Source organism: Filimonas zeae (assembly GCF_014641615.1).
GTDB lineage: Bacteria > Bacteroidota > Bacteroidia > Chitinophagales > Chitinophagaceae > Filimonas > Filimonas zeae.
The window spans coordinates 25,046-42,597 of sequence record NZ_BMIB01000006.1 but is presented as its reverse complement, the minus strand read 5'-3'; the positions used below and the strand labels follow the sequence as shown (position 1 = coordinate 42,597).

Below are 17,552 nucleotides of genomic sequence, written 5' to 3'. Positions count from 1 at the left end.
ACGGGCCACTATTCACATAGGCATGCCGGCGGTGGAAGGGTAGAGGGAGTGGTTTTTACAAAAGAAAATGGAAGCAAAGGACACTTTGGTTTTTCAGTAATTTCTTTACCGTGCCTTGCGGCTGGCTTGTTGTTTTAAAGTTACTCTTATTATTATGTAAAAAGAAGGATGCTTGCCTGGTTTAGGGTACTTTTAACCTTTTCTATCATTATTTAAGGTTTGCATGAGTGTATCCGGCCATCGTTATTTTGTACTGAATAAGCCCTATAATATGGTATCGCAGTTTGTAAGCTCCCATGCGGTGCCACTGTTGAGCGAACTGGATTTTCCTTTCCCGGAAGGAACACATGCCATTGGCCGGCTGGATGGCAACTCAGAAGGGATGCTGCTGCTGACCACCAATAAAAAAGTAACGCGTCTGTTGTTTCAGGGTGAAGTGCCGCACAAACGTACCTACCTGGTAAAGGTGGCCCATGCGGTGCAGCCCGAAACGGTGGAGCTGTTGCGCAAAGGCATACCGATTTCTGCCAGCGACGGGGGATGGTACACCACCGCACCCTGCGAGGTGGATATTGTACCGGAGCCGGCAGACCTTTTTCATCATGCTTTTGAAACGCCGGATTTTATTCCCCATACCTGGCTGCGCATCAGCCTTACTGAAGGGCGCTACCACCAGGTGCGGAAAATGGTGGCTGCTGTACGGCATAAGTGCAAAAGGCTGATAAGAACAGAGATTGAAGATCTTACGCTTGGCAGTCTGCAACCGGGCGAGGTGCAGGAATGGGACGAAATGCTGTTTTTTGAGCGCCTGAAAATTGCCAACTGGCAATAGCATATATTATAAAATAAAAGATTCTATTCATTTTGTTCAGGGTGGCATAATGAATTAAAGCCGCTTTATATTCGCATTACGAAGTCCAATTTCCCCATTAACATTGAAGGTTGCGAAGGCAGAAATGCCTGAGGTCTACATATAAGCTCTCATGCGGTAAGCATGATATGCAGTTAGTTTTGGTAAAAAGCGCCCCGTATTTCCATATGGGGTTTTTTATGTTGTTGTCTGAGTGTTTACTGCTGCATGCCTTTGTTTGGGATTGGGGAAATGTCGGTTTTTCTTCATCGTTTGTTCGGTACAGGTATAGCACAGGTTCGGTGCTAAAGCGTTCAGATTTGTGAGGAAAACAGGAGGTGGGCAACGTTTAATTGATTAACTTACAAAGAGAGATATGGCAATATATACGTGTGAAAATCCACCGCCTGCGGGCAGGTATGGTCCGCTCCGGATTTACAAAAGCAAAGGGCGAACTATTGCCTGTATGGCCAATCCGCTGAGCGGAGAGCGTGTGAAGCATGCGCCGGAGTTTGCCAATACCCGTAAACATGCGGAGTTACTTGCCATTGCCTCGCCGCTGGCTGCTGCGGCTTACAGTACACTGCCAGATGGCCGTAAACGTACTCATTACCAGCAGCTTGCCGGAAAAGCAATACACTGGTTGAAAGCTGACAAAAACGTTGCAGAAGTACAGATACTGCTGCAGCACGCTGCCGCAGCCATTGCCAAAACATTCGAAGAACAGCAGATTCCGCGGTTGATAGCCTCTGAAAAAGCGGGTGGTAATCTGTTGTTTTCCTTGCCTGCACAACGGAGTATAGGCAGCAGGAAACACAGAACAGGTGCCAACAGACGAACGCGGAAGGCTGCTGCCAGTCTGGAAGGGGCTGGTTTTGTAAAGCGTGAAAAAATATTGATTAAATATATTGCATTAATCATTTTTTTTGGCAATATTAGCAGTGCGCTTTGTTTCCCCAATAAGAGCGCTTTAACCCCTTGCGTTGTAACCAGTAGTAATCTTTTCCCAGGGTTGCCTGCCATCTCATAATTTATTGACGATCATTCAGACATGATTAGCAGAACTTGTTCGGTTAGTCACGGTGTATAAGCTTTTATAAAGCTTGGCCCAAGGCCCCGTATGTCTATACGGGGGACTCTTTTAAAATGATTCAACGTTTTCATGGGAATAACACCAGTAAGCTGGTAGGCACCCTGTATATCTATACAGGGTATTTTATTTTCAGGAAGATGATTTAACAGCATATTACGGGCAAAAAATACCGGTAAGAACGGTAAAACACCGAATTTTGCGAAAAAGTATCTGGAAATGGGGGTGTGAACGGAGGGAGAGTAGTATATTTACAATAGTTTGCCAGAGTTAACTTTACCTGATCCTGCATCAGACGCCCGAACCCTGTAACAAACATGAAACGAATTATGTACACGCATTGTAGTGATACTGAAATATTAAATTTAATTCGATCTGGTAATGCAGACGCTTTTGGCGTTTTGCATACGCGTTACGCTAAATCTGCATTAAGGGCGGCATTAAAGATTACCAAAGACTTACACGCAGCGGAAGATATTGTTCAGGACATTTTTCTGAGTCTGTGGCGCAACCATGCCACCATTGAAATTGAGGATATCAGTAAATACCTGTTCACCTGTGTAAAATATGGTTCTGTACGCTATCTTTCTAAAAGAGGCCGCGAGCAGATGCCAGGTGAAGCGCTTCCCGAAACTGCCAGCCACCTTACTCCCGAAGACGTATATAATAGCAGGTTCCTCGAAAAATGCCTGCAGTTAGCCATTGACCGTTTACCTGAAAAATGCCGGGTAATATTTATTGACAGCAAAATAAAAGGGCTTACCGCCAAACAGATTGCTGCCGAGCAGGGTATTTCTGCCCGTACTGTTGAAAAACAGGTAGAAAACGGCGTTAGCAAGGTGAAGAAATCTTTAGAAAAGGTGGCTTCACTGTTTTTTCTATAATTTCTCAGATTTTTTTTCAGAGGCATACGTAATTATTCATTCAGCTTACTCTTATTAGTATAACACCATTATGGATAACCTATCAGAGGATATATTACAGGCGTTACATCATTACGCAGATGGTCAGGCAACCATAGAAGAAATTCGTGCGGTTGACGCCTGGATATCTGGTTTAGACTTTGAGGAGGCATTGTCTCCCGAAATAGAGTCTGAACTGGATAAAATATATAACCGTTCTCATGAGCAGCTAATGATGGTTGCAAATGAGGAAAGCGCACAAAGATTCCCGCGGTTGAATCGCCGGCCGTTGCTAACCTATGGAAAAGTCGCCGCCAGTGTAATCGGGCTGATTATACTGGGAGCCGGAGCTTACTGGACATTGAATTTTACCAAACCCGGCAGTAAAGGAAATCTGACAGCCGTTGCTACCACAGATGCCATTGTTCCGGGCGGTAAAAAGGCAATGTTACAATTAAGTAACGGGCGAATTGTTGAATTAAACACCGTGTCCGTTGGTGAACTTGCTAAAGAAGGAAATGCCAGCATTGAAAAAGCTGCAAACGGGCTAGTGACCTATAATATTGTTAGTCAGGCCGTTGCTGACAAGTCTGCAGGTGACTTGCACCCTTTGATCAACACCATCACCATTCCCGTCGGCGGAGAGTATTCGCTAACACTCTCCGACGGCACACGGGTTTGGCTAAACGCTTCCTCCACCCTCCGCTTTCCCTCTGCCTTTTCAGGAAGCACCCGTGAAGTGGAATTATTACAGGGACAAGCTTATTTTGATGTAACTAAAGATGCCAAACATCCTTTTCATGTGACTGTAAGCAAACCTGCTTCGGGTACCATGAATATTGAGGTGTTAGGTACGGCCTTTAACGTAAGTGCTTACCAGACTGATGATGATATCCAAACCACCCTTGTAAATGGTGCAGTAAAGGTATCTTCTGAAAATGGCGTACAGAGTGCTGTTTTAAAACCAGGTAACCAGGCCAGCTTTACTACCGATAACCAGTTAGAGGTAGCTACTGTAGACACCCGGGTTGCCACTTCCTGGATAGACGGCTCCTTCTACTTTGATAAAACCCCTTTACCTAAAGTGCTGGACGAATTGAGTCGCTGGTACAATGTAAAGGTGATTTATAAGAAACAGCCCAAAAGCGACGTTACTATAACTGGTAGCTTCGACCGTAAAAGTCCGCTGACCAAAACACTGGATGACATTAAATTCATTGGTGGAGATGTGGATTTCAAGCTCGAAAACAGGACGATTATCGTCTTATAGGCCGTCTTTCTATAGTGTTTAGCCACTAATTTGCGGGAATACAGCGAGTTTCCGTAAGGAATCCTTTTGTACATGGATAATTATCTTCATTTTTGCCTTACACTGTGCGCGCTTTAAAGCCAAAAACAGTAATTTAAGGTATGAATAGCCCTGTCTCTGTATCCATTATTAAAATCTTCTTCTGTCTTCTTCTCTGTACAGCAGTAAGGGTTTATGCAGCTCCTCAATCACCGGTGGTGAATCTGGATGTAAAAAATGCTTCTCTTAAAAAAGTATTCAAACTAATTGAAAAACAGACTGGTTACGTATTTACTTACCGCTCTGAGATACTCCGTAACTCCGCGCCTGTTACCCTGCGCATCAACAATATGCCGCTGGAAAAGGCGCTGGAGCAGATTTTAGATAAAAGCCATTTTGCATACCGTATTTCCGGTACTGCTGTGCTGGTGGCTATGAAAACAGGGCCTTCTCCCGTTACTTCTAAAGATCCCTACGCTTTTGTGGTGAAGAAAGATACCCTGCTGTCGGTTTCCGGCACCGTAGTAAACGAGCGTAACGAGCCTATGCCAGGGGCTATGATTACTATTAAAGGCTACGACCGTTACGTAATAGCAGATGATAACGGCGGATTTACCATACACCGTATTGGCCCCAACACCCGCCTGGAAACCTCCTGTATTAGCTGTGAAAAAACAGAAAGCGGCATTTCCAGCCTGAATAATCAGGTGATTGTGGTAAAAACCACGGTTGCTGAACTGGAAAAAGTAACACTGAATCCGGTAACTGGTTATCAACAGCTGCCTAAAGAGCGTGCCACCGGCTCGTTTGTAATGCTGGGGCAGGCAGATATTAATAGAAGCGTAACTACGGACATTTTGAGCCGTATGAACAATATTACCAGTGGTATGCTGACGTTAACGGTGGATGGAGCTGCTAAAATTACCACCGGGCCAGGTACACAGGGCCTTGGTTACTCCATCCGTGGTGTGAGTACACTGGCTCCCCTTCAGGTAAATACAAATCCACTGATTATTGTTGACAATTTCCCTTACGAAGGTGATATGCGTAATATTAACCCGAACGATGTAGAAACAATTACAGTGCTGAAAGATGCAGCAGCGGCTAGTATATGGGGTACCAGAAGTGGCAACGGAGTTATTGTAATTACTACTAAAAAGGGCGCTTTTAATCAGAAACTACAAGTTGAACTGAGTGCTAACTTAACCGTTAAGGGCAAACCAGCGCTGAAAAAAGCAAAGGGATTTCTGGGGTCTTCTGATTATATAGATATAGAAACGGATTTATTTAACAGGGGCTTTTTTGATGCCGATATTTTAACAGCCACCAGACCGCCCATGTCGCCGGTGATAGATTTGCTGGTGAAGAAACGTTCAGGAGCCATTTCTGCTGCAGAGGCAGATGCTGCTATAGATGCTTACCGGAATGTTGATGTAAGAAACGATCTGTTGAACCATGTGTATCAGAATGCAGTTAACCAGCAGTATGCGCTGAATGTGCGTGGCGGTTTTCAAAAGTTGAGATACGCGTTCTCGCTGGGTACAGATAGAAACAGAGATAATCTGGTAAGAAACGGATATCACCGTACTACATTCAATACAACTATTGCCTTTACGCCGGTTAAAAATCTGGAGGTGACTGTTGCGGCCAATTACAGCCTGAACAAATACCTGCTGAATAATGCTGTTGGATATGGCGCTGCAGTTATAGGAGCGGGAAAGTACAGAACTTTATATCCTTACGCAAGCCTGGCAGATGCTTCGGGTAAAGCACTGGCTGTTGTGAAAGATTACCGGGCAGCTTTTGTAGACAGCGTTGCCGGTCTGGGATTTCTGGATGGCAAATATCGCCCGCTGGATGAAATACGATTTGCGGATAATGCTACCACCCGGAATGATTTATTATTGCGCGCTGCTGCAAAATATACCATTGCCAAAGGGTTGAGTGTGGAGATGCAGTATCAGCGTGAAAAGCAGGTGTCTGAAATTAAAAACTACCGGAGCGAGCAGGTTTATCTTACCCGGTATATGATTAATCGTTTTGCGCAGTATAATGCCTCCACTAATGCATTCAGCTATGTATTTCCCAGAGGAGGAATTCTTGAAAAAGAGCATTATGACTGGCTGATACAGAATTTGAGGGCGCAGATAAATTATGCAAAGCGTATAAACGATCATGAAATTTCTGCTATCCTCGGGGTGGAAGTAAGAGAGAGTGACTACGACGGTAGCAAAGCGCTTCTGGTAGGCTATCAGCCAGCTACCGGTACTTATGCAACGAATGTAAGTTTGAATACATCTTATCCTGTTAACCCTTCCGGCACGTCAACTATTGCCGCTGCTTACAATGGTTATAACGGCAATTTTTCCGGCATCTTAAACAGGTTTATATCCTACTACTCTAACATCGGATATAATTATAAAAACCGATATGATGTAAGTATAAGCGCACGGCGTGATGGAGCTAACCTGTTTGGTGTAAAAACAAACGACAAAATAACACCGCTTTGGTCAGCAGGTTTAGGCTGGGCCATCAGCAAAGAGCAGTTTTATAAGGTGGACTGGTTGCCCTATATGAGAATAAAAGCCACATATGGCTATAATGGCAACATCTATAATGGAGGTTCTGCATATACCACGGGTTCTACAGCCTTGGACCCGGTAACAAATGCCCCGGTTATTATTATCAGTACCATTGGTAACCCTCAGATAAGATGGGAAAAGGTAAGGAACGTAAACATAGGCGTTGATTTTAAAACAAAATCAGATCTGGTAACAGGATCGGTAGAATGGTATGAGAAGAAGGGAGAAGATTTACTGGAAAACAACAACCAGTTGCCTCCTCAGGTGGGTAATGCAGGAACATTGTGGAGGAATACGGCCAGCATGATTACACATGGTATGGACGTGAGGCTTTCCTTTGCTACCATGAGAAAGAAAGAGGTGAGCTGGAACACGAGCCTTTTATTTAATCTGCTTGCTAACAAGGTGGTGAGTTATAAAATTCCCCAGAACTCAAGCACCATTCAAACACGCCCGGGTGATATGCTTTTTATTGTGGGTAAGCCTTTGTTTGGTGTGTTTAGTTACAAATGGGCGGGATTAGACCCTGCTTCCGGCGAGCCGCAGGGGGTTATAAAAGGTGAGGTTACCAAAAAGTATACAGACATCATTAATAATTTTGCTACAGAGAACCTTGTTTTCTCGGGTTCTTCCGTACCAACCATCTTTGGCGCTTTACGAAACGATTTTGAGTGGAAAAAGCTATCTGTATCTGTTAACATTGTATACAAACTAAAATATTATTTCCGCCGCCCGGTAATGTCTTTAAACGAAGCTGATTTATTGTATACCAACTATAATGCAGCAGGGTATAACACCCGTTGGAAAAAGCCTGGAGATGAACTGCATACTTCAACACCTTCTCTCTCTTACCCTAATGACAATGCAAAGGCTACCTTTTATCAATATTCGGAGGCGGTAGTAAGCAGGGCAGACCATATCAGACTACAGGATATACGTTTAGGCTACACTTTTGACAATGACAAACTGCATAAAAGGATTAAGTCGCTAATGGTATATAGCTATATAAACAATCTGGGAATTATATGGCGGGCAAACAAGTTTGGAATTGATCCTGATAGTATGGATATGCCTCAGGTGCGGTCTTTTTCGGTAGGGGTAAGAGCGGTATTTTAAATTATTGAAACTGAATTAATAGTTGAATAGTCATGCAAGTAAGCACAAAAAAGATGCTCTCCGTATTTTTTGGAGCTGTATGTATGTTGTTATGTTTAACAGGGTGCAAAAAGCAGGATGAATTTCTGGATGCTAAAAGCCAGGAAGGCGATATTGTACTTACTACATTGAGCGACTTTCAGGCGGTACTGGATTACACGCCTACCATGAACACAAACTACATAACGCTGGGGCAAACCGGGGCAGATAATTTCTACTTTCCTGATGTTAACTATACCTCTCTGCAGCCATATGAGCGAAACTCTGTTTTATGGTTGAAGGAAATATTTCCGGCAGGTACTAATGACATTGCTTATACCAGTCCTTATCTGGTTATACGAAACTCGAATATTGTGCTGGAGGGGCTTGAGAAAATAACCCGTACAGCCGATAATATGGCCAGGTATGATTCAGTAGAGGGACATGCACGCTTTGCGCGCGCTTTTATGTTTTTTGAGTTGGTAAATACTTTTGGTAAACAATATAATGAAGCTACTGCAGCCAGCGATCCTGGCATTCCGTTGCGAACATTTTCTGATATAAATATTCTTGCGGGACGGGCTCCGGTTAAGAATGTGTACGATTTTGTTATTAATGAATTGAAGCTGGTAGCAGATAGAATGCCTCTGAATATTCAGTATATGCGTCCCACAAAGCTATCCGCTTATGCATTGCTTGCCAGGGTGTATTTGCAGAAAGGAGATTATGTAAATGCCGGAAGATGCTGTGATTCTGTGCTGCAGTACAAAACGCAATTACTTAATTTTAATGACAGCTCTCTTGTTTCTTTGTCTAATACCTATAGATTCCCTACCTATAAATCGCATCCGGAAATTTTATTCTACGCAGAAGGTTTGCTTACGCTTGTCGGGGCTCCCAGCACCAGTTATGCTTATTGTTTTGCAGATACCGTTTTATACAAATCTTACGCTGCAGACGATTTAAGAAAAACATACTTTTATAATCTGCTGGGTGCTAACCAGGCTAAATTTCAGGGAAGCTATACCGGAAATAGCCGCATTTTTGCAGGTCTGGCTTTAAATGAAGTTTACTTTATCAGAGCCGAATGCAGGGCCAGACTCCATAACATTGCAGGCTGTCTTTCCGACGTTAATACACTGCTTAAGAATAGATACAGAACAGGAACTTACGTAGGTTATGAAACCACTGATGAAGAAGCAGCACTGAGATTTGTGCTGGATGAGAGAAGGAAAGAATTGCCTAATACAGGCCAGCTAAGGTGGGAAGATCTGAAGCGCTTAAACACAGAACCGAAATTTGCCAAAGTGTTAACCCGCATATACAATGGAGTAACTTATACATTACAACCGCAATCGCCCCGGTATGTATTCCCGTTCGCTCCTAAAATAATTGAGCAGGAAGGTTTACAACAGAATGAACGTTAAACAGGTGCTGCATACGCAGCACCTGCTTGGTTAGTAACTATTAAAAGCCTGAATAGTATTCCACTACAATTAAGTCTGTTCTGGGAATTGCGTCGCCAGGCACATAGGAAGGTGCATTATTGGTTGTCATAATACGACATATGTAAGCATCGTTACCGCCAGTGCAATATAAGCCTGGAGCTTGCTCCTGATCAACGGCTGTAATTACCGGTGCCAGACCAGTTGCAGACTCACCTGCTCTCAGATAAAAGAATTGTCCACCACGTTTTTTGCTGGCAAGTGCTCCTGTAACGCTGGCGATAACTGCTATAAGCAGGATAGCGATTTTGAGATTTTTCATAAATCTTTGTTTGACTTTAATTTTTTAAATAGACCGGGTTTTTTACAGGTGTGGTCGGGTTGTCACCTGTTCTGGAAATAACAATTTGGATGAAACTCTTTTATATAGTACTATGCCCGTAACGGCCAGTGCAATAAAGAACAGATTGAGATACAGATGTTGAGTCCAGTTGAGCTTCGAAATGATGCCGCCGCACGAACAAGGAACTCTTCCGTAAAAATTCAGCTTGATTAATATAATATAACCTGTAAAAACCAGCATCAGCATCAGGAAAGACCAAAGGCCTGAAAGCATGGTTTTTTTAAAAATCAGTAATCCTGCAATCGCAAATTCAATAACCGGTAATCCAAAAGCGAGGAATGGACTGAATTTTCTGCTGAAAGGCTGCCCGTCCAGATTGCTCAGGGTAAGCTTATAATCTATAAGCTTAGTTGTGGCTGTATACACAAATAAGATGAAAAGCATCCAGGAGATGATTTCCAGCCATATTTCCTTTCGTTTCATAGTCTTTTTAATGCTTTGAGTTACTGGGCATTCTCCAGGGAGGTTGGGCGGTTGAGCTGAAAGCACTTCAGGTAGGAAGGCAAAAAAAATGCCGCTTATTATAAAAATAGCATTCTTTATTGCCGAATCCAACCTTGCACCCGTTCAGAAGCCTTATAACATCCTTAAAATTGTGTTAGAATTGCTGACTGTGGTATAAACGATTAATAATCAATGCGGGGGAGTGAGGTTTACTGCCTGGAAATGTAGTACTGGCCGGATAGGGTTAGTACAATTATCTCTACATAAAAATGGTACTGGTTGAAGTTGATGGCACATGTTATTATGGGTTTAGCTTTTGGCGTTTAATAAGGTTGGGTTCCTTATAAAATTAACCATTTATTCCCTTAAAAACAGGGTTACTGGTACCTAAACTGTTGGTAAGTTTCCTGTTTTAGAAAGCATAATTCCAATTGTTCCACGCTGCATTTATTGATGTTCCGGAGAGCAGCTTTTTATGCAGGCCATTATCGTAAGCGCAGTTGTATGTGCTTTTATGTGTCATAAACTATAAGCGAAAAAGGCAGGTAAACAGAATAATCAGCATTTTGCAGATACAAGATGCAGTTAGCGACTGACTGTGTTTTCTACTTCTTCTGTATTTGTGAGTTATTGCAGGATTCGAAGCTGGCTGCTTCTGTATTCCTGCAAAATGCCGCAGATAAAGGGGATAATCTTTATCTTACAAACAAATCAACCAAATATTGACTATGAAGCAGTTTTTTCTTTTGCTGGGCATGGGGCTGTTGGTGCAGGGACAGGCGCAGCAGTTTCTGCAACCTTCTGCTGCGGCTGAGCACTGGGTAGACAGTGTGTTTAATACGTTGAGCAAAAAAGAAAAAATTGCACAGCTGATGGTATTACGCGTGAGTGAGAAAAAAGGTGCGGGAGTGGCTTTTTACGATGAGCAGGTAGCCTCGTATGCAAAAAAATACAACATAGGCGGTATCTGCCTGTTTCAGGGTGCTCCGGTAAAACAGGCACAGATGGTAAACCGCATACAGCAGGAAGCGGCTACACCCATTATGGTTTGTATTGATGGGGAAACCGGTGTAGGTATGCGCTTTGACAGTGTAGCTAAGTTTCCTGACCAGCTAACTATGGGCGCTATGAATAATACCGACCTGGTGTATCGCGTAGGCAAAGCCATAGGCGAGCAATGTAAACGTTCCGGTATACAGGTAAACTACGCGCCGGTGGTAGATATTAATAATAACCCCAACAACCCGGTTATCAACTTCCGCAGTTTTGGGGAAGACAAATACAAAGTGGCCCGCATGGGAGAAGCTATTACCAAAGGCATGCAGGATGCTGGTATTATGGCATGTGGCAAACACTTTCCTGGCCACGGAGATGTGGCGGTAGACAGCCATCTGGACCTGCCGGTGATTAACAAAACGGTTATGCAGCTGGATTCGCTGGAGTTGTATCCTTTCCGCAGGTTGGTACAGGCGGGCGTGGGTAGTATGATGGTGGCGCATTTATATATTCCTGCTATTGACAGCACGCCTAACCGGGCTACTTCTTTATCGCCCCAAAACGTATCGGGTTTACTACGCGGGCAGCTGGGCTTTAACGGACTTACGTTTACGGATGCGCTGGAGATGAAAGGGGTGGCTAAATTTTACCCTGCCGGAGAAGCAGGTGTGCAAAGTGTGATTGCCGGCAATGACATGCTGTGTTTACCGGGGGATATTAAAGGAACTATTAAGAAGATAAGAAAGGCCGTGAAAGACGGGCTGCTTTCTAAAGAAGCGCTGAATGAGCATGTGCGCCGTGTATTGCTGGCCAAATATAACCTGGGTTTGCAACAGGCTGTGCCGGTAGCAGAAGAGGGCGTTACCGTTGCTTTGAATGCAGCGGTGCCTGCTTTAAAGCAGGAGGTATATAATAATGCTATTACATTGTTAGCGCGTAGTGGCGATAAAGCGTTGCCTTTGGCAGCTAACAGCCGTACAGCATATATAGGTGTTGGTATAACACAGGCCAATCCGCTGGCACGTTTGTTACAGCAACAATATGGAGCAGACTGTTTTTTCTTTGACTATAAGCAGAGTGCGGTACAGGCAAAGTTATTACTGGAGAAAACCGGTGGGTACGATCGTGTGGTAGTAGGCGTACATCAGTTTAATAAATATCCGGCCGGTAATTTTGGTATCAGTGCCCCGGCTGTGGAGTTGTTGCAAACGCTGCAACTACAGGAGAAGGCGGTAGTGCTGGTGTTTGGCAACCCTTATGCGGTAAAGAATGTTTGTAAAGCAAAGAATCTGGTGGCTTGCTATGAAGATGATAGTCTGATGCATGAAACAGCAGCGCTGCTGCTGGCTGGTAAGCTTACTGCCAAAGGCACTTTGCCGGTTACAGTTTGTGAGGAGTTTCACTACGGCAGTGGTATAACAGCAGAGCCTGTAAAGGCTGGGGAACCTGCTATTGATGTGCAGGCATTGAATAAAATTGACGCCATTGCAGAGAGTGCTATTGCCAAAGGTGCAACACCGGGTTGCGTGGTACTGGTGGCTAAGGATGGTGAAATTGTGTTTAACCGTGCTTACGGGCATATGAACTACGACAAAAAAGAGCCGGTGACTACCCAGACAGTTTATGACCTGGCTTCTGTAACCAAAATATCTGCTACCACGGTAAGCATTATGAAGTTGTACGAGCAGGGTAAAGTAGACCTGCATAAAACGCTGGGTGATTATCTGCCCTGGGTACGAGGCAGCAACAAGGCGGGGCTTACACTGGCAGATGTGCTGCTGCACCAGGCGGGCTTGGTTGCCTGGATTCCTTTTTACCGTGAAACCATTGATACCGCATCCGGAAAGCCCCTAAAGGGCTTTTTTGCTAAAGAAGCGGATAGCAGGCATAGCGTGCGGGTGGCTAAGAATATGTATGTGCGTAACGACTGGCAGGATACGCTGATGCAGCGCATTTTGCAGAGTAAACTGGGGCCGGGGGATAAATATGTTTACAGCGATAATGACTTTATTTTTCTTGGAAAGATAGTGGAACAGATATCTGGCATGGGTTTGGATGAGTACGCGCACGAGCATTTTTATAGGCCGTTGCGTATGATTACCACCACCTTCAGACCCTGGAAATACTTCCCTGTAAACACCATTGCACCTACAGAGCAGGAAAAGTATTTCAGACTGCAACTACTACGTGGCGATGTGCATGACCCCGGAGCTGCTTTGATGGGCGGAGTAGCGGGACATGCAGGATTATTCAGCAATGCTTCCGATTTAGCCAGATTATATTTATTATTGTTAAATGGTGGAGAACTGGACGGGGTTCAGCTACTGAAGAAAGAGACCATTGAGTATTTTACCGCTTATCACAGTAAAGTGAGCCGCAGAGGACTGGGGTTTGATAAGCCGGAAAAAGACAATGCTACGCGGAAAGAACCCTACCCGGCTGCTGGTGTTTCGCCAGCTACTTTTGGCCATACAGGCTTTACAGGCACCTGTGTATGGGCCGATCCGCAATACAACCTGCTGTATATTTTTCTGAGTAACCGTGTGTGTCCGGAAGGAGGAGGGAATGGCAAACTGGGCCAGCTGAATGTAAGGCCGGCTATTCAGGAAGTTGTATATAAAGCCATTCGTAACAAATAGCAGCAACGCAGAAGTCTTTCATTATATATTCGTTCAGTATTCATCAATCATGCTATGACAATGAAATTTTTAAAGAGCACCTTTTCGCTATCAGCTTTGCTGATGGTATTACTGTTTGTATCGTGTAAAAAATCACTTCCCAAACAATTACAGTATATTCCTAAAGACGCCACAGTGGTGTTTTCGGTTAACGTTAAAAGCTTAAACGATAAGCTGGCGGACAGTAAAGTAAGTGTGGATTCGCTGGTGAAGTCGCTAATGGCTGAAAGCAAAACCACTCCGGAAGACGTTAAAAAATGGGATGACCTGAAAGATGCAGGCATCGACTGGACCAGTGACGTATACGGCTTTTACGAAAGCAAAGGCTCGTTAATGGCCGGTTCATCGCAGGTAATGGGCGCAGTAGCTGCTGTATCCAGTAGTTCTAAGCTGGAAGAGTACCTGAAAAAACAAAAGCCAGGTATTGCCATTACCAAAGCAGCAGGCGGTTATTCTGAGGCTAAACTGGATGATGATGCTATTATAGGCTGGAACAGTGATGTGGTTATTATCACCACCATTAAAAGCTATAACAGATACAGCCAGGATGAAACAGCTTCAGCAGCTCCGGCTTCGGGTATAAATGCGCAACTGGCTACCCTGTTTGCACAAAAGGCGGATGCTTCTGTAACTTCTATCCCTGCCTTCAAAAACTTTATTAAAGAGAAAGGTGATATGCTGTTATGGGTTAACAGCTCCGGTTCACTGGCAAGTGTTCCTCAGCTGGCTATGGTACCTAAAGCAGCGGAACTGATAAAAGATTCTTATTATGGCGGCGTAATCAATTTTGAAAATGGTAAAGTGGTTGCCTCTTATAATTCTTATGTAGGTAAGGTAATGGCTGACATTATCAAAAAGCACAGCAATGGTGCGCTGGATATGGATATGGTAACCAAATATCCTTCCAGCAACGTAACTGGTTTTGGCGTATTTACTTTCGATCCTGCTATTATAACAGATATTGTTCGTTTTCTGGGTGTTGAAGCTACTGCCAACCAACTGTTGGCGGGCAATGGAATGAACTTTACCCTGGAAGATATTACCAAATCGTTTAAAGGTGATTTTGCTATTATAGGCAGCGATCTGGTAACTGAGCAGAAAGTAAATCCTGAGTTTCCTGAATACCCTAGCACAGAGCCTTCTGTAAAGTATCTTTTTAACGGTAAAGTAGGTGATAAAGCAGCTTACGATAAAGTGTTAACTGCACTGGCATCAAAAGGCTTACTTACAAAAGTAGGTACTGCTTATGTACCAGCCATGAATATGGGCGGAAAGGTGCTGTTTGTACTGGATGAGAAAAATATTTTTGTTGCCAGCGACAGCGTATTATTAAGCCAGTATAAAGCAGGTACCGGTAAGGCAGTTATTGCAGATAACATACTGAGCGAAGGAAAAGGTAAGTCTGGTTTTGCTTATGTTGATTTTACCAAAATCATGAGCCAGATACCTGCGAGAGGTTCTGACACTTTTTCGCTGAACCAGGTAAAAGCTACGCTAAAAGATCTGATTGTTACCAGCGATAAATTTGATGGTAATGTAATGAAGGGCAAGTTTGAACTGCGTACCCTGAATGAAAAGGAAAACAGTCTGGCTACCTTTATTAAAATGGGATCTGCTATTGCAGCGAATGAGAAGGCACAGGCAGCCAAACGCCAGCAATTAACAGATGAGCTGGATTCTGCTGCTACTGCGATAGATTCTGCTGCAGTGGTTGTGGATACAGCCGTAGCTGCGGAGCCTGTACGCAAACCATAATGGTAAAATAAACTTTTTATAAAAAGCCCCGGAATTACGGGGCTTTTTTGTAACATAGATTTTCTTAGAATAACCACACCAACAGGCTATGGAACTTGTTTTACAAAATCTGATACCAATACCGTTGCGGGATAAACTTTCTCAGCGCAACAGTGATATCTGGAATACCCAAAAAACACTGAAACAAGGAGAATGGATTAAAGTAAAGGCGCCCAGTGGTACGGGTAAAACTACACTGGTGCACATTCTTTACCGCTTGCGTAATGATTATACAGGCCATGTGCTGTGGAATGGCAAAGAAGAGCAACGCTTTAGTGCTGCTGAACTGGCGGTACTGCGGCAATCGGCCGTGAGTGTGGTGTTTCAGGATCTGCGTTTGTTTAGCCAGTTAACTGCGCGTGAAAATATAGAGCTGAACCGGGTATTGCCTGCATCGGGTACGCATTATGAAAGTACTGTAATTGATGCTATGGCAGAAAGGCTTGGGGTTACACATATATTACAGCAGCGGGCAGGGCTGTGCAGTTATGGTGAACAGCAGCGTATTGCTATTATAAGGGCTTTGGTGCAACCATTTCAATGGCTGTTGATGGATGAGCCTTTTAGCCATCTGGATGAAGAAAATACCCGGAAAGCCGCAGCTTTGATAGCAGAGGAATGTGAGAAAAGAGGGGCGGGTTTTATACTCACTGATCTGGATGAAGACCGCCATTTGCCTTATACTACGTTTTATAACCTTTAGCAGCTGATGATATGCTTAACAACTTACTGAAAAAACTGATTAAGGCAAGTGCAGGCCGCACCCGCTTTATAATGGCGGTTACAGGCTTGTCGGTAGCCTTATTGCTGATACTGTCGGCAGTGCAGTTGCAGGTGAATTATAACCATCTGTTGCATGGAAAGTCTAACAAAGACAGTATTGCCAATTTTCTGGTATTGAACAAAGCAGTTACTGCGGAAACAATAGGGGCTACAGCCCTTAGTGCAGCAGATATTCAACAACTGAAACAGCAACCTTTTATTGATGCAGTGGGATTATTAACGCCCAGTGGTTTTAAAGTATCTGCCCAGGGCGGTTCTGCGCAGCTGCCTTTTTATACAGATTTGTTTTTTGAAAGTGTGCCAGATGAGTTTATTGATGTGGTAGATAAAGACTGGAACTGGAGTGAGGAGGCGCAGTATGTACCCGTAATTATTCCCAACATGTTTCTGGATTTGTACAACTTTGGGTTTGCTACTTCGCAGGGATTACCACAGCTTACACAGGACCTGGTGAAAAGCCTGCCTTTAAAAATAAGCATTACCACGCCTATGGGTAATGTGCCGTACTATGCCAGGGTAATAGGTTTTAGTGACCGTATTTCTTCTGTATTGGTACCGCAGAATTTTATGACGTGGGCCAATAAAAGATTTGCCAGCGAGGTGCGCACACAACCATCGCGCGTGGTAATTAAAACCAGCGACCCGGGTAATCCGCAACTGGTGGAGTATTTAAAAAAGCATGGCCTTACTACGGATGCTGATAAAACGCGCTTTAGCAAATACAGGCAGATTGTAAACACAGTGGTGAATATTTCCGGTATCACAGGTGGATTAATGTTGCTGTTTGCCTTGCTGATATTTACCCTGTTTATTCAGCTGACCATTGCTTCGTGTAAAGAGGAAATTACCCTGCTGATAGCATTGGGGGCGGCACCTGCACAGCTATACCGGTTTTTAATGAGGCGTTTTTTTCCCTCTAATGTGGTAGTAATTGTGGTGGTGCTGGCAGTAATTGCAGCAGCTCAGTTTGCGCTGGCGGAGTTTTTACAGCAGCAGAGCATGTACGTAATGCATTTGATTTCGCCTTTTACTATACTGGCAGGAGTAATAATTCTGGCGGTATTGTGGCTGGTAAACAGCAGTACTATCAAAAAATACATCAGACAATCCTGATAAAAAAATAAACCCGTAAGCATTGCTGCTTACGGGTTTTAAGTTTTCAT

12 protein-coding genes are annotated in these 17,552 nt (G+C 43.9%); 10 read left to right on the top strand and 2 right to left on the bottom strand.

The annotated features are described in order from the left end of the window. Nucleotides 1–223 precede the first annotated feature (223 nt). The 6 genes from IEY13_RS26270 to IEY13_RS26245 all read left to right on the top strand — a co-directional run bounded on the left by IEY13_RS26270 (nt 224) and on the right by IEY13_RS26245 (nt 9,273). The gene (locus IEY13_RS26270; protein WP_188958075.1) at nt 224–832 is read left to right on the top strand and encodes a pseudouridine synthase; all 609 of its coding nucleotides are present in this window, start codon (nt 224–226) and stop codon (nt 830–832) included. Between the two features lie 394 nt (nt 833–1,226). Beyond that, a complete protein-coding gene (locus tag IEY13_RS26265; RefSeq protein WP_188958073.1) occupies nt 1,227–1,880 on the top strand; it encodes a hypothetical protein in 654 nt (217 codons plus the stop codon). A 377-nt stretch (nt 1,881–2,257) separates the two neighbouring features. Beyond that, nucleotides 2,258–2,824 (top strand): RNA polymerase sigma factor, encoded by a 567-nt coding sequence (locus IEY13_RS26260; RefSeq protein WP_188958071.1) that lies wholly within the window; start codon nt 2,258–2,260, stop codon nt 2,822–2,824. A 70-nt stretch (nt 2,825–2,894) separates the two neighbouring features. Further along, nucleotides 2,895–4,112, top strand: a complete 1,218-nt coding sequence (locus IEY13_RS26255; RefSeq protein ID WP_188958069.1) for a FecR family protein — start codon at nt 2,895–2,897, stop codon at nt 4,110–4,112. Nucleotides 4,113–4,252: 140 nt separating this feature from the next. Beyond that, the gene (locus IEY13_RS26250) at nt 4,253–7,828 is read left to right on the top strand and encodes a SusC/RagA family TonB-linked outer membrane protein (RefSeq protein WP_188958067.1); all 3,576 of its coding nucleotides are present in this window, start codon (nt 4,253–4,255) and stop codon (nt 7,826–7,828) included. 83 nt (nt 7,829–7,911) lie between these two features. Further along, the gene (locus IEY13_RS26245) at nt 7,912–9,273 is read left to right on the top strand and encodes a RagB/SusD family nutrient uptake outer membrane protein (protein ID WP_188958061.1); all 1,362 of its coding nucleotides are present in this window, start codon (nt 7,912–7,914) and stop codon (nt 9,271–9,273) included. Nucleotides 9,274–9,313: 40 nt separating this feature from the next. Here the strand turns inward: IEY13_RS26245 and IEY13_RS26240 are convergent, their stop codons facing one another. Continuing rightward, nucleotides 9,314–9,613: a hypothetical protein gene (locus IEY13_RS26240; protein WP_188958055.1), complete on the bottom strand. Its 300-nt coding sequence runs from the start codon at nt 9,611–9,613 to the stop codon at nt 9,314–9,316. A 42-nt stretch (nt 9,614–9,655) separates the two neighbouring features. Next, nucleotides 9,656–10,249, bottom strand: a complete 594-nt coding sequence (locus IEY13_RS26235; RefSeq protein ID WP_188958053.1) for a MauE/DoxX family redox-associated membrane protein — start codon at nt 10,247–10,249, stop codon at nt 9,656–9,658. 617 nt (nt 10,250–10,866) lie between these two features. Between IEY13_RS26235 and IEY13_RS26230 the strand changes: the two genes are divergently transcribed. From IEY13_RS26230 to IEY13_RS26215, 4 genes are all read left to right on the top strand, one after another. Beyond that, nucleotides 10,867–13,773, top strand: coding sequence for a serine hydrolase domain-containing protein (locus IEY13_RS26230; RefSeq protein WP_188958051.1), 2,907 nt, complete (start codon nt 10,867–10,869; stop codon nt 13,771–13,773). A gap of 54 nt (nt 13,774–13,827) precedes the next feature. Continuing rightward, nucleotides 13,828–15,567: a DUF4836 family protein gene (locus tag IEY13_RS26225; RefSeq protein WP_188958049.1), complete on the top strand. Its 1,740-nt coding sequence runs from the start codon at nt 13,828–13,830 to the stop codon at nt 15,565–15,567. Nucleotides 15,568–15,655: 88 nt separating this feature from the next. Continuing rightward, nucleotides 15,656–16,309, top strand: a complete 654-nt coding sequence (locus tag IEY13_RS26220) for an ATP-binding cassette domain-containing protein (RefSeq protein WP_188958047.1) — start codon at nt 15,656–15,658, stop codon at nt 16,307–16,309. Between the two features lie 11 nt (nt 16,310–16,320). Further along, nucleotides 16,321–17,502, top strand: coding sequence for a transporter (locus tag IEY13_RS26215; RefSeq protein WP_188958046.1), 1,182 nt, complete (start codon nt 16,321–16,323; stop codon nt 17,500–17,502). Nucleotides 17,503–17,552: the final 50 nt, after the last annotated feature.